The organism is Rhodococcus sp. HM1 (assembly GCF_023218075.1).
Classification (GTDB): Bacteria; Actinomycetota; Actinomycetes; order Mycobacteriales; family Mycobacteriaceae; genus Rhodococcus.
In genome coordinates this window covers 35767-49861 of record NZ_JALPTB010000011.1, presented here as the reverse complement: position 1 = coordinate 49861, position 14095 = coordinate 35767, and the positions used below count along the sequence as shown (strand labels likewise).

8 protein-coding genes are annotated in these 14095 nt (G+C 67.6%); 2 read left to right on the top strand and 6 right to left on the bottom strand.

Features of this window, described 5'->3' with window-relative positions; translation table 11 throughout:
- Positions 1-55 precede the first annotated feature (55 nt).
- Entirely contained in the window at positions 56-1813 is a 1758-nt protein-coding gene (locus tag M1M07_RS08535; RefSeq protein ID WP_197257950.1) for a GNAT family N-acetyltransferase, read from the bottom strand.
- Positions 1814-1862: 49 nt separating this feature from the next.
- Here M1M07_RS08535 and M1M07_RS08530 point away from each other — a divergent pair, with 49 nt between their 5' ends.
- Positions 1863-2642, top strand: coding sequence for an alpha/beta fold hydrolase (locus M1M07_RS08530; RefSeq protein ID WP_248673867.1), 780 nt, complete (start codon positions 1863-1865; stop codon positions 2640-2642).
- A gap of 15 nt (positions 2643-2657) precedes the next feature.
- On the opposite strand, the gene M1M07_RS08525 is transcribed toward M1M07_RS08530, so the two are convergent.
- Positions 2658-5312, bottom strand: coding sequence for a patatin-like phospholipase family protein (locus M1M07_RS08525; RefSeq protein WP_197257948.1), 2655 nt, complete (start codon positions 5310-5312; stop codon positions 2658-2660).
- A gap of 474 nt (positions 5313-5786) precedes the next feature.
- Between M1M07_RS08525 and M1M07_RS08520 the strand changes: the two genes are divergently transcribed.
- Entirely contained in the window at positions 5787-6764 is a 978-nt protein-coding gene (locus M1M07_RS08520; protein WP_197258018.1) for a pseudouridine synthase, read from the top strand.
- 23 nt (positions 6765-6787) lie between these two features.
- Here M1M07_RS08520 and M1M07_RS08515 read toward each other — a convergent pair whose 3' ends face one another.
- From M1M07_RS08515 to M1M07_RS08500, 4 genes are all read right to left on the bottom strand, one after another.
- Complete coding sequence (locus M1M07_RS08515) at positions 6788-8599, bottom strand: sigma-54-dependent Fis family transcriptional regulator (RefSeq protein WP_197257946.1); 1812 nt, start codon at positions 8597-8599, stop codon at positions 6788-6790.
- 113 nt (positions 8600-8712) lie between these two features.
- Complete coding sequence (locus M1M07_RS08510; protein WP_197257944.1) at positions 8713-9525, bottom strand: hypothetical protein; 813 nt, start codon at positions 9523-9525, stop codon at positions 8713-8715.
- A 73-nt stretch (positions 9526-9598) separates the two neighbouring features.
- The gene (locus M1M07_RS08505; RefSeq protein ID WP_197257942.1) at positions 9599-11920 is read right to left on the bottom strand and encodes a hydantoinase B/oxoprolinase family protein; all 2322 of its coding nucleotides are present in this window, start codon (positions 11918-11920) and stop codon (positions 9599-9601) included.
- 25 nt (positions 11921-11945) lie between these two features.
- Positions 11946-14072 (bottom strand): hydantoinase/oxoprolinase family protein, encoded by a 2127-nt coding sequence (locus M1M07_RS08500; protein ID WP_197257940.1) that lies wholly within the window; start codon positions 14070-14072, stop codon positions 11946-11948.
- Positions 14073-14095 lie beyond the last annotated feature (23 nt).

Here is a 14095-nt window from a genome sequence, read left to right as displayed (position 1 = left end):
ATTCGAGAGTGCCACTCGGCGCTCACTCGGGGCCGTACCGCCGCGGTCCGGACGTCTACAGTTCCCGCGTCAGCCCGACGTGAGTGCTGTCGTAACCGAGCCGCGCGAAGAACGTACAGACCCGCTCGCAGACCCGGTCCGCGGTGACCTGAGCGAGCGACGCCCCACGCTGTCGGCCGTGCCCGTGCGCCCACTCGAGCATCGCGGTGCCGACACCCCGGGAACGTTCGGACGGCGCCACTCTGACCCCTTCGATCTGCATCCGCGTGACACCGCCGCGGGAAAGCCCCGGAACGATGGAGAGCTGCATGGTGCCGACGATCCGATCGTCCTCGTCGCGCACCGCGGCCAGGTAGTGCGCGGAGTCCCGGGTCACCGCGTCGTACGCCTCCTCGTACCGCGCGATCTCGGCGCCTTCACGGCCGGTGTCGCCGGACAGGAGCGCGACCAGCGCCGGCACGTCCACGCGGGCGGCGCGCGTCACCCGGTACGTCCGGTCGCCGACACTCAGCCGTCCCCCGACCGATTCCCGCGCTCGTGACCGCAAGCGGGCGATGAGCGTGTCCAGCCAATTGCCGACATTCAGCCGGGCCTCGGAGGTGTCGGGGTAGCGGCAGCGCAGGTGCAAGCCGGACTCGTCGAGGATGAACCACAGCATCACGCCGTCGGTGCGGATCGTCGCGCCGACGTACTGCGCCTCCAGCCCGGTCGCGTCGACCCGGACCGGTAACCGGCGCAGATCCAGCCACGAGATCGCGAACATCCCCGGCGCCTCGGGCATCCCACCCCACGGACGCAGCACGTCCTCGAGGGGCCAAGACCCCATCCCCACCGCTTCCTTGACCGCCTCCGCGGCGGCGCGGGGCTCGGGGACGGCCGATTCCAGCACCGAATTGGTGATGAACCAGCCGACGGAGTCGTGCCACGTGGCGTCGTACCGGCTGTGCACCGGGAACACCGCCCGCAACGGAGAGCCGGCCAGCTCGAGGGTCACGTCGGTCATCGCCGCCACCACCAGGGCGAGGGTCGAGACGCCGTCGTCTTTGGCCTGCGCCCCGAAGGCAGCGCTGTCGTCGACGTCGAGCACGTCGCGCACCTCCACGCGTTCGCGATGCAGCGTCTCCTCGCCCAGCGGCAGCGGGAACCGCGGCATCACGTCGCCACTGGCCGCGAGGACCTCGGCCCAGCGGCGGCGTACGTCGTCGGGTGCGGTCGGGCGGTCGCGAAGCGCGCTGGTGTGCTCGGCGAACGCCGGTGCCGTCGGCAATGCCGGTTCACGGCCCTCGTGGACCGCTGCGAGTGCGGCGAGCAGGTCGCGGGCGAGCACCAGCATCGACCACATGTCGACGTGCGAGTGGTCGGCGGCGATCACCACCGTCGGTCCGTCCGCTGTCTCGAGCATGCACAGCCGGTGCGACGGACGGGTGTACGGCGAGCACGCGCGGTCGAGCACGTCCCGCAGGGCATCGTTGACCGCCTGGCCGGGCGCGATCGAGTGCTCGACCCACCGGCCGGGTGTGATTTCGACCTCGTACAACTTCGGCTCACCGTCGTCTCCGGGCACGAAGACCGACCGCAACGTGCCGTGCCGCGCGATCACCGCCAGCCACGCGGTCGCGAGATCGTCGGGTGACACCGGCTCGGAGAGCCTGAAGGACAAGGCCATCCAGGATCCGGCACGGTCGCCCGCACCGACGTGGCGTCCCTGGTCGAAGGAGACGGGCAGGGGTCGGCCCGGCTGTCCGGCTGTCACGTCGTAGCCGAGCAGCCGACCGAAGGGAAGGCGCAGGTGCGCGACGTTCGTGAGCCGCATGGCGGTATCCTAGGCGCCTTCCTCAGCGACGACCGACCAAGGAGCCGCCGTGCCGACCTTCAGTGTTCCGGGAGCCGAACTGGACGTGGAGCTGAGCGACGAGGGTGGCCACCCGGTTGTGCAACTCCACGGCCTCACCTCCAGCCGCCATCGCGACCGCCTGATGGATCTCGATCTCGGGCGTGGACTGAGCGGGACCCGACTCCTCAGGTACGACGCGCGCGGGCACGGCCGTTCGACCGGCCGCGCGGTGCCGGAGGACTACCGCTGGGAGGTCCTCGCCGACGACCTGCTGCGACTGCTCGACCACTGGTTCCCCGGCGAGCAGGTCCACGGCGTCGGCCCGTCGATGGGCACCGGAACACTGCTGCACGCGGCGGTCCGGGATCCGGGGCGGTTCAGTGGCCTCACCCTGATGGTGCCGGCGACCGCATGGGAAACGCGCGCGGCCAAGGCAGAGAGTTACCGGCAGAATGCCCGGGTCATCGAGGAGCAGGGACTCGACGCGTTCCTCCGAGCGGACCTGTCGCAGTCGCGTCCGCCTGCAACCGCGGGAACCCCGGAGACCGTGCCGGACGTCGCCGAGCACCTGCTTCCGTCGCTGTTCCGAGGAGCCGCGCTGAGCGACCTGCCCGACCCCGACGAGGTCGCCAAGATCGACGTTCCCGCAACGATTCTCGCCTGGATCGACGATCCCGGGCACCCGGTGTCCACGGCGGAGGCGTTGCTGGATCTTCTCCCGGACTCGACTCTGGAGGTGGCCCGCACGCCGGCCGACCTCGCCCGCTGGCCGAGCATCCTGTGCGCGGACGTGGCGCGGCAGGGGTAGCGGCGGGGCGAGTCGTCACATGCGTGGCGACTGGCGGAACTCCGGGGCCGGGGTCGGGGCACCACTGCGGAGGTCGGCGTCGGGCACATCCGGCCCCTTCCCCACGTTCTGCAGCAGCGTCTTCGCAGGGTCCCAGAACTGGCCGTTACTCGGAATGAAGAGCTGAACCTCGTCCGTCAGGCCTTCTTCCTCCAGCCACGTCTTCCCCGCGGCCTCGGTGGCACCTGCCTCGTGGAACAGGTCGCGATACGCGGGAAGCGCGATCGCGGTCGTCTCACAAACCTCGTCGAGGGTGCTCACCGCTGCGCGCAGACGCAGCCACTTGTGGCGCTTCCAACGCTTTTCGTCGGCTGCGAAGCGGTGCCGCAGTCTGGCCCCGGCGAGCGCACCGCGCAACGCCATCGACGCGACCGTCTCACGCCTCATGAACAGGTTGGTTCCGCCTTCCTCGGCACGCTGCCGCACCCACGCGACCCGGCCGCGGGTGCTGGGCATGTTCGTCTGCATGACATCCCGCCAGGTCCGGGCGGTGGACACGATCGCCGCGACGAATCCGGCCGCGGTCCCGCGAACTACGCTGTACGGCGGCACGCTGGACTGCCAGTCCTCGGGAAACCACACGTCCTGATGCTCGAATCCCCGCGGATGCCGCCCCAGGTTCAGACCGAACGTCGGCCATTCCGGCAGAGACTGGTCGAACAGGTGCACCGGGAAGTTCGAAGTGATACCGCCGTCCGACAGCCACAGTTCCTCTGCGATTTCGGTATCGGCATTCATCATCGGGGACTCGAGCGCCTTCTTCGGCTCGAACTCGAGCGGCCGACCCATATCGTCGCGCACCGTGGTCGGCTTTCGCAGCCGGTAGACGCGGACGGCCTTGAAGAGGAACGGTAGCGCCATGCTAGCCCGGACCGCGAATACGACGGGAAGGTCCCACGGCTCGGGAAGCGCACAGAGTTCGCGCCGTTCCCACTTCCCCTTCTCGCCCCAGCACTTGTACATCTGTGCATTCGACTCACCGTCGACCGACTCGGGTGCCAGCAGATCGACGACCTCCGGCGGGAAGATCGCCGCGAGATCCTTACGGTCGACATAGAACTGGCTGCCCAGCGACTCCTTCATGCTCGCGTTGTCGACGAACGGAAACAGGAACGGCCGCTGCTGCGCCAGATCGGTGGTGACCAACTGCAGATTGACGCGGCGCGCGCGGGCACGGTGTGCCAGCTTCTCCCCCCGTCTGTTCTCATCGTTTTCGTCGACGCCCCACAGGTCACCGAACGTCAACGGCCTTTCCTGCCCGGCGAGATCCCGGAGCCGAGCGTCGATCCATGCCACCAGGCGATCCCCCGAGAACAGCCCGTACTGATCCCGCGACCGGAACTTCGCGTTCATGTCCATTGCGATGACGCCCAGGAACGCCGCGGACACGAGCGCCCACAACCCGGTGAAGGCCAGTACGAGCAATGCGGCCAAGACGACTCCACCGAGATCCATGGCCGAGCGGTCCGTCGCGATCCACACGAACGCCGCTGCGGCCGCGACGCAGGCCACCAGCCCGATCACGGTCGCTACGAGCACGCCCTTCGTCGCACGCGGCTCCTCGGCACTGGTGTGGCTCTTCAGCAGCTCCTGGTAGAGCGCGGTTGCCTTCGCGTCCTTGCCGGCGATCCAGTTCTCGATCTCACGATCCAGATCCCGTTTCATGCCGCGCGCTCGTTGGAGACGGAATACACCGACCGCGCTCACGACCACCAACACGATCGTGAGGATCCCGGTCACCGACAGTCCCAACGCCGAGCCCCACCGGCCCCACGCGTCACCGGCCGCTTCGTCGACGGCCCGGCGCATCGCCACGACCAGGAGCGCGAAGGTCCCGGCGCTGATCAGCATGCCGAGGGTGCACCATCGCAATCCGAGCGCCAGCGCGGCCCGCCAGACCGCCTGGTAGCGATTGCGGCGCCGCATGATCGGCTCGAGCAACCCGAACAGCCGCCGCTCCCGGCGCTTCGCCGACTGCGCCTTGCGAGACTCCGAACTACCAGGCGCCGGCTCGTTCGGACGGAAGAGCCCTGCGAGCCGAAATTCGTCGTCCGACTTCCCTTCCGTGTCGGGCCGGGTCCCATCGAGTTGCGTCAGCCAGCGCACGACTTCTGCGACTCCTGCGAAACCGCGCTGCACGGACTCCGGCGTGGACGCCTTCGTTGGCACTTCCACCTGTTCGATCTCCCGGATGCGCCCGAGCTCCGCGGCGGCAGCTGCGGCCGCGGCGATCGCACCCGCCGACGTCCCACCGATGTTGCGCAGCCGGAACGCGCGGGCGATCTCGCACACTGCGAGCGGGTAGACGATGCCCGAGGTCGTGCCGCCGCGCATGGTGATATCCGTGCTGCGCCGACAATAGTCCCCGTACTTATCGACCTCGTCCGCGAACGTCTCCGCCGCCTCCGCGTGGCTGAGATTCAGATCAGGATTGCCCAGGTCGTTTTCGAAGTAAGTATTCGGGTTGAGATAGCCAGTCGCCGGGGGATCCGGCACGGGCGTCGGTGGCGACTCGGCCGGCTCGAGCCCCTTCGGATTCGGCTTGTCGCGCTGCCAGACCTTGCGCGACTCAGTACCGGCGAGCAATTCATCGAGTCGTTTCAGCGCCGACGACGGACCTGGCACGGCCATGGTCGCCGCCTCCTCCCTGTCGGTTCCACAACCGATCGCTATACGCTGCGCTCACCGAAAGGCTTGTCCAGAAGGCATTCTCGGATCGAGATCACACTTCCGAACCTGCCACCGCCGAGCCGGCATCAATGAAGAATTGGCCGAACCCAGATCAGAACGGCCCCAGCATATTCCGACACACCCTTGTGCCTCTTGGGCGATTTCGAACTCCCGAGAAGTGTCGAGTCCCCGCCTTTCGTGAGTAGCGCGAGCTTCGTTGCGTCTACAACCACGACCGAACTGCACGACACCGACCCATTCACATTCCGACCGGTGCAACAATGTCCCCCGACTGCGCATTCGATTCTAGGCCAGGGCCCTCGGGTTGGGCGGCGAGTTCGTGCGGTAAGCCCATCCCGACGACCATCGGCGTTGATCACCGTCTACCGGCGCCTCGGCGCGACCCGATGCGCGGCCGAACCGGCGGCCGATGAGATGATGACGGGCGTGCCCATGCCCTCACCACTACCTGTCAGGAACGGCGTCGGGCCGACGCGACTGCGCGTCCCGAACTCCGGCCCCTGGTCGACGATCGCCGAATACGTCGTCGCCAGGTTCGATCACCTCGACGCCGACGACCTGTACCGGCGGTTCGACGCCGACGAGATCGTGGGCGCCGACGGCAGTCCGATCGACCGCGATACGGAACTGGGAGCGCACCGGTTCGTCTGGTACTACCGCGATCTGCCGACCGAGGAACCGGTGCCGTTCGACGAGGAGATTCTCCACGTCGACGACGACCTCGTCGTGATCGACAAGCCGCACTTCCTGCCGACCACCCCGGGCGGGCGGTACCTGCGCGAGTCCGCGCTCGTCCGACTGCGGACCCGCCTCGACAATCCGGATCTGACGCCGATCCATCGACTCGATCGAGCAACCGCAGGTCTGGTGATGTTCTCGACTCGTCCCGAGACGCGCGGCGCCTACCAATCGCTGTTCGAGAAGCGGCAGGTCGTGAAGGTCTACGAGGCGGTGTCGGCGCTTCCGTCCGAATGGGACCCTGCCGCACCGGCGCTCGCCAGGCACGCCGTGCCCGTCGTCTACCGCAACCACATCGAGTCGCGCCGCGGCGAGCTGCGGGTCGTCGTCGACGATTCGCGAGAGCCCAACTCCGAGACGGTGATCGAGGTGCTCGGCACCGGCGTGAGCGCCTCGGGACGTGCGGTGCTGCACACGCTCCTGCGGCCGCACACCGGACGGATGCACCAACTGCGGGTGCATCTGGCGGCGCTCGGCGTCGGGATCCTGGGCGACCGTTGGTATCCCGACCTCTTGGCCGAGGAACCCGACGATTATTCCCTCCCCCTCCAATTACTGGCGCGGGAACTGGAATTCACCGATCCACTGTCAGGGGTGCCGCGACGGTTCGTCACCCGACGGACGTTGAGCGAAGCACCCGTTCCGGGACGCTGAGCCCGTCCGAAGATCGCACTCGGTCAACCGGACGGCTCCGCAGCGTCGGCGAGCCCGAACTTGGCTAGTTTCCGGTACAGCGACGACCGTGAAATGCCCAGTGCGCGAGCGGTTTCCGCCCGGTTCCCGCCGGCATCCCGCAACGCTTTGGCCACCACGTCGCGCTCGACCGCCTCGACGGCGCTCAGTTTGCGGCCCGGCCCGTGATGGCACCATTCGGGCAGGTCCTCGCGCGTGATTCGCCCGGCCGGCCGCAGCGCGACGGCGCTGCGCAGCGCATCCTCCAGCTCGTGGATGTTGCGCGGCCACGGGTAGCGCACGAGGAGGCGCATCGCGTCGGGCGTGAGCTCGCGGCTCGACGAGCCGGTGATCGTCCGAAGCACCTGCGCCACCACTCCGGGGATGTCGTCGGTGCGGTGCCGCAGCGCGGGCACGTGCACGGTTCGCTCGAGCGCGTCGAGCAACGGAGCGAGGAACTCCGGCGCCGGTTCATCCGAATCCTGCATGGTGGCGACGACGAACACGTGCTCGGGACAGGGTTTCGCCAGCGCCGCCGCCAGGGTTGCAACCACCGGTTCGGGCATGGATCGAATGTTGCGCAGTACGTACAGGGTGGGAGTCGGGGAATCGTCGGTAAGCCCCGAGAGGTCGGTACTGCCGTCGACGAGGATGCTGCGCCCGCCGGGCACCACCGAGTGGAAGATCTCGGACGCCAGCGAGGCCTTGCCCGTGCCCGGCTCGCCGGTGACCAGCACCCGCTCCCCCGTCCGCACCGCGTCCTCGATCTCGTTGCAGGTCCGGGTCCACAGGGGCGAACCGCCGGCCCGCAACTTCCCGGTTCCTGCGGCAGCCAGTCCCGCCCCATGCGAGGGCACGCGGGGCGGAGCGGTGGGCCGGACCGCGGCCGGGATCGCGGCCGCCGCAGCGGCGGATTCGGACACTTCGATCAGGTACCCGGCAGTGTCCTCGCCCGCCCGGATCCGGACGGCCCGCACCCGGACGCTGACACCGTCGGGCAGTTCGACGTGCTCGTCGATGCGGTCGCGGTGGCCGATCATGTAGTCGACATGCTCGCCGACGCGGCGCTGATCTTCCGGCGCCAGGATGGCGTGGGCGAGCGGATTCGCCAGCGACATCGCGCTGCCGGTGGCCAGCAGCGCCGTCCCCCCACGTGCGTCGGCGCGGACGAACGCGTCGAACAGCGCGTGCTGACGGGCGCTGCGATCGCGAAACAGGTTCAGTTCGATCTCGGATGCTGCGCTGCGCGCCACGCTCGCCAGCAACGGGGAAGAATGCTCGGAGAGACAGCTGAGGTCGACGACACCGGCGATGTGGCCGCTGAACGGGTCGCGGATCGGGGCACCGGAACACGCGAACGGTTGGAACCGGTCGTGGAAGTGCTCGGCGCCGTCGATCTGGACTGCCTGTCCGGATTCGAGCACGGTCCCCACGCCGTTGGTGCCGATCTCGGCCTCCCGGTAGTCGAAGCCGGGCGCGAGCGAGACCCGGTCGAGGAGCCGGCCGATGCCGCGGGCACCGTCGATCCTCATCAGCACCTGTGCCTTCGCGTCGGTCAGTGCGATGCTGACGGGAACGTCGACCATGTCCGCCGCGAGCCTGTCGAAAACGGACATTGCGCATTGCACCAGCCGGGATTCCCGATCCACGTCACCGACGTACCCGACGTCCCCACCGGAAGGCTGCACCCCGGCTGCCTGCGACCGCTGCCACGAGGCGGACACGAGCGGCGACACCAGGGACTCGTCCGGCTCTCCGGAATCGAGGAACCCGGCGCGGGCGACCGCCACCGTCAGCCGTCGGTCTGCGTTCTTCATCGTGTTCCTTCCACCACGTCGCAGTGATCTGCGTCACTCGAGGGTACCGGTCGGTTCCGTGCGACGCCCGGACCGAGTGTTCGGTCGGTTCCGTGCGATGCCCGGGTCCAGTGTCAGTTCGCCCCCGAGCGAACGCTCTCTCGGTCCAGGTCGGCCAGCCGGGCCAGCACTGTTTCCGGCACCGCACCCTCGGGGAGCCGGGCGAGCCGGAACGCCCCGGTCTCCGCGGGCACGGCGGCGCGGTCGCCGAGCCAGAAGTCGTCGCCGAGCACATCCCCGTCGCCTTCACCGAACGACACGCTTCGCTGGTCACGCAGCCCTAGCTCCCATCGGTAGTGCACGGCGACGTTGCCGATCGGCGCATAGGCCTCGGGGGGTACTGCAGGCACATCTCCGGCCGCGCGCTCGTCGAGCAGGACCGCCGCGACGGGCACGTCGGCGAACCCGCGCAGCCAGTCGGCCACGTACATCGCCGCGTTCTCCACCCGGTCGGCGTCGAGATCGTCCGTCGTTCCGGGGTGTGTCTGTGCCAGCCACGCACGCGGGGACGGGATCTGCAGGACGAGCGGCAGCCGTGTCGTGCCGGCCACGGTGGCAACCAGCGTCACCGCGGCCCGGCCGGCCTCCGCGTCTCCGAGCAGGGTGCGCAGCGCGTATCCGGGACGCGACCGTGCGGTCATCGCATCCTGCAGGCGGGGGTCCTCGGCGAGGATCCGATAGTAGGCACCGAGGTCGAGCAGCGTGGCGTCCGGGCGCAGCAGCCCGTGTGCCTGGTTGAACAGGTTCGACAGCGCGGTCGGGTCGCCCCAGGGAATCGGATTGCCGCGCAACAGGACCCGCTGACTGTAGTCGAGATGGTCGATGATCAAGGGGGTGCGGCGCCCCGAGGCCGGTGCAGCGAGGAACTCGGGCTTCGAAGTGGTCATCGTGGTCTCCGGGGGGTGAAGGGGTGCCCGCACGCACGTCGTGCGGGCACCCGGTGGACGGGGCGGACGGTGGTCAGGACTTGCGGTGGACCACCTCACCGTGCTTGGCCTCGAGTTCCTTCACCCGCGCGGTCAGCTCGGCGATCTTCAATTCGCGTCGGTCGGGCATCATGATGATCGGCATCTTGTCGATCGTCGTGGTGACCCGCTGTGCACCGTTGACGGTGAAGTGGGTGGCGGTCAGTTCCTCGGTGTCACCCCAGGACCCGTAGTAGAGGAGGTCCTTCGGAGGTTCGGGGGTGACGAACTGCTCGACGAACTGCGCGTAGGGAACGCCGCGGGCGATCCGGGCTCGGCGCATCGACGCACGCAGTTCGTCGGTGGCTTCGGTGTCGACGACGAACGTCTCCGGCTCGTACACGACGCCGTAGATGTCGTGCGCGACCTTCGGTGAGATGCGGTCGATCTCGAGATCCGCGACCACGTCCTCGGGGGCTCGTTCGAGCGGGTCTCCGTAGCCGCCGCCGGTGCCCTGCGAAATCATGTACAGCTCACCGTCCTTGGCGACGTCGAACTGCAGGCCCATGTGGCTGGTGGTGTACTCGGCGCCTTCGAACGGCTGCTCGTTCATCACCTTCTCGATGGACAGGTCGAAACGTTCCGGGTTGCGCCGCAGTTCGTCGTAGACGTTGACGCCCTTGACCATCGCGAGCGGATAGGTGTTGCAGCCGTAGCCACCGAACTGCCCGGTGATGGACGAGAACTTCGCACCCGAGGTGACGGTCATGAAGCCCCACAGCGGGGTGCCTTCCGCCGCCACGATCATCTCGTAGCCCATGCCACCGCGATACTTGCCGAAGCCCTGATTGTCGCGGACGATCCGCTTGCTCACCAGCTGCATGAAGGGCACCTCCTCCTCCATGACCTCCTGTTCGGCGGTGTCGGCCATCGCGCAGAACAGGGGCGATACGGCGTCCTCGCCGTCGCGGAACGCCTTCGCGCCGCCGCCCATGCCGTTGAGGTCGGCGCACAGATTCCCGACCTGATCACCGTGCTGGGTGACCCCGCCCCACAGGAAGGTGTTGATCTGGTTGAACCACGGGGCGATGACGTTGGAGAACTTCTCCGGGTTGGAGAACTGCAGCTTCGCCCAGGGGTTCTGCAACGCCGAGAACCCGCGGAACGAGGCCTGCAGGGATTGGCCCATCGGGGCGTCGTAGCCGGCGTCGGACCAGGTGTGCTCATCGGAGATGATCTCGATCGGACTCATCGCCGACGTGCAGCGCGGCAGATCCGGCCACCAGAACGCGAGGATGGCCTGCATCATCATCGACTTGACCGAGCACAGCGGCGAATTGATGGCCCGGTTGAGAATCTCGGGTCCGCTCCCGCGCAGATCGATCGTCATCTTGTCGCCCTTGACGGTGATCGCACAGGCGAGCTTGATGAGGATGTTCTCCTTGAGCGTCGAGTCCATGAACTGGTTGAACCGGACGGTGCCGTCGGGCAGCTCGCGGATCCGGCGGCGCACCTCGGCCTCGACGTCCTCGACGGTGATGCGCAGTGCAGCGACGAAGGTTTCCACTCCGACCTCGTCGATGATCGCGTCAACTCGTTCCTGGATACGTTGCACCGCACCGATCTTCACCTTCAGATCGGCGAGCTGCAGCTTCGGGTCGCGCACCGAGTGCTGCAGGAAGGTGAGCAGGTCGCGGCGCAGCTCGCCCCGTTCGACGATCTTGAACGGGCTCATCCGCAGGCCGTCGTCGAAGGGCGTCTCCGAGCCGGAGGGCATGCCGCCGGGCTCGCACGCGCCGTTCTCGCCCTCGTGGATGGTGGCCGCGATCCACGCGATGATCCGGTCGTCACGGATGATCGGCATGATCATCGACTGGTCGGTGTTGTGGACGTTGCCGAAGCGGGCGTCGTTGTGGATGAAGCCGTCGCCCGGGTGGATGCCTACGGTCGGCTCGTCCTTCCAGTACTTCATGATGTACCGGATCGGGTGGTGCAGGATCGCGGAGAACGCGATCACGCCGTGGCAGGACAGGTAGGTCACATCGCCGGCGGCGGTGTAGATAGCGGTGGTGAGGTCACCCCATTTGGCGCCGGGAGCCGCACCCATCGCCTCGCACATCTCGAAGCCCTCGTCGAGGGCGCCGGCCAGGCGTTTACGGATGCGATCCACCTCGAGCGGATCGATGCCCTTGGCGATGCATTCCTCCTCGAGCTCGCTGCGCGAGGCGATGTGGTGCGAACGCATGATCTCCCGATCGGGGCCGAGGAACAGCGTGGTCTCGTCCATGAATTCGTCGACCCATTGCTGTTCCTGCTCGTCGAGCGACGCGAGGCGTTCGGCGGCGGCGTTGGCGAGGTCGTCGTGCACTGCGGTCATGACATTGTCTCCTGGTGTTTCTGCGCTAGTCCTTGAGGAACCAGACGGCGCCCTGCGGGGAGGGTTCGAGGCGCCAGCCCGGCTCGACGAGATAGGTCGTGTTCTCGGTGGTGACGATCGCCGGGCCGGGGATCACATGCCGGGCATCGAGGGCCTTCGCGTCGTAGACCGCGGTGCTGATCGCCCGCGGGTGCCCGACGAAGTGCGCGTCCCGATGTCCGATCGGGACAGGCAGCGTTCGTTCCCCGCCATGATGCAGCGAGTCGAATTCCACCGTGTCGCCGTTGACGTACGACGCGACACGGATGGTCTGCACACGGATCCCCGCCTCGGGTGCGGCCGACCCCTCCCCGTACCGTTGCGAGTAGATGTCGGAGAAGGTGCGGATCAGGTGCAGGACGTCCCCGACCCCGTGAATCCGGTTGATGTCGAAGGACACCGCGGTCGTCACCAGCTGGTTGCCGTACCGCAGGTCCATTTCGAGGCGATGCTCGATCACGTCGTCGGTGATGCCCTGCCGACGCAGATCCTCCGCACCCTTCGCTTCCAGGGCAGCCACGATGTCGTTGAACTCCTCGTAACGGTCGTAGAGTGCTCGCGTGGTTGCGTTGTAGAGCACCACGTGCACGCCCCGTTCGTGGATGTGCAGCTGCTTCATGTTGCCGGCGCCGCACGCGGAGAACACCGACGAGAACGGCGGCGCGAGGATCCGGCGGATACCGGCGTGGTCGGCGATGCCGCACGCGTGCAGCGGGCCGTTGCCGCCGTAGGCGAGCATCGTGAAGTCCTCGGGCAGGTAACCGCGCACCCGCAGTTCCTTGGCGATGCCGATCGCCATCTGCTCGTCGACGGAACTCTTGATGACCTTGGCCACGTCGATGACGTCGAGATCCAGTTCGTCACAGAGGTTTTCCTCGATGGCGAACACCGCGCGCCTGGGGTTGAGCTTGATGAAACCGTTAGCGTAGTTGTCGGGGTCGAGGTAGCCGAGCAGCAGATCGGCGTCGGTCACCGTCGGGCGCAGTCCGCCGCGGTCGTAGCACGCCGGGCCGGGGTCCGATCCCGCGGACTCGGGTCCGAGCCGCACGGACTGGTGGATGCGGTCGTAGCTGGCGATGGAACCGCCTCCGGCGCCGAGGGTTTCGAGGTGAATCATCGGTACCGAGACCAGCCACCGGTCGATGGTGGGTTGGAAGTCGTAGTGCTTGACCCCACCTGCGGGCACCAGGCCGATGTCGAAGGAGGTGCCACCCATGTCGGTGGTGATGATGTTGCCGATGCCCGAGGACTCCGAAAGATGCTCTGCGGCACTGACTCCCGCGACAGGTCCCGAGTGGATGGTCTGCAGCGCATCGGTCGAGTTCATCTGTGCCATGCCGCCGGAGTTGTGGATGATGAGCATCGGCTTGTCGTAGCCGGAATCGCGCAGGTTGTTCGCCAGCTGGCTCATCGCGTGGAACATGATGTCGTGCAGGAAGCCGTCGACGATGGTGGAGGTGGCCCGCACGTACTCACCCTTGCGGCCGGACACCTGGTGGCCGAGCAGCACCGGGATGGCGCCGAGCTGATGCTCGGGGTACTCCTCCTGGATGATCTCCATGATCCGCAGCTCGTGCGCCGGATTCTCGGTCGAGTTGACCAGCGACACCACCAGCGCCTGGACGCCGGCGTCGACGAGTTCGCGCACCATCTCTCGTACGTTCTGTTCGACGAGCGGGATGACGATTTTGCCGGCGGAGTTGACGCGCTCCTTCACCGAGCGGATCAGGCTGCGGTGCACCAGTGGTTCGGGACGCTCGGCAGCGGGCAGATTCTGCTGCATCGACGGGTCCAGACCCTCACCGTAGCCACGGCCGCGCGAGAGCGGGATGGTGTCCTCGAAGCCGTGGGTGACGATGGCACCGACGCGGGGCCCCTTGCGCTCGATGAGCGCATTGGTACCGAGAGTGGTGGCGTACCGTACCGAATCCACCTGGGACAGCACGTCGTCGCGGTCGAGGTTGGCCCGTCGGCAGGCAAGGTCGAGGGCCTCGTTGAAGCCCTGCGCGAGGTTGTGGTGGGTGGTGAGGGCCTTGGCCTCGACGTACTTGTCGTCCCAGGCGAAGAAGCAGTCGGTGAAGGTGCCGCCGATGTCGACGGAGATGCGTTTCATGGTATCGGATTCCTTGCGGTCGA

Bases quoted from the DNA above. Each gene is read 5' to 3' on its own strand.
- M1M07_RS08535 (WP_197257950.1), bottom strand. From the start codon at position 1,813: ATGCGGCTCACGAACGTCGCGCACCTGCGCCTTCCCTTCGGTCGGCTG.
- M1M07_RS08525 (WP_197257948.1), bottom strand. From the start codon at position 5,312: ATGGCCGTGCCAGGTCCGTCGTCGGCGCTGAAACGACTCGATGAATTG.
- M1M07_RS08520 (WP_197258018.1), top strand. From the start codon at position 5,787: ATGATGACGGGCGTGCCCATGCCCTCACCACTACCTGTCAGGAACGGC.
- M1M07_RS08515 (WP_197257946.1), bottom strand. From the start codon at position 8,599: ATGAAGAACGCAGACCGACGGCTGACGGTGGCGGTCGCCCGCGCCGGG.
- M1M07_RS08510 (WP_197257944.1), bottom strand. From the start codon at position 9,525: ATGACCACTTCGAAGCCCGAGTTCCTCGCTGCACCGGCCTCGGGGCGC.
- M1M07_RS08505 (WP_197257942.1), bottom strand. From the start codon at position 11,920: ATGACCGCAGTGCACGACGACCTCGCCAACGCCGCCGCCGAACGCCTC.
- M1M07_RS08500 (WP_197257940.1), bottom strand. From the start codon at position 14,072: ATGAAACGCATCTCCGTCGACATCGGCGGCACCTTCACCGACTGCTTC.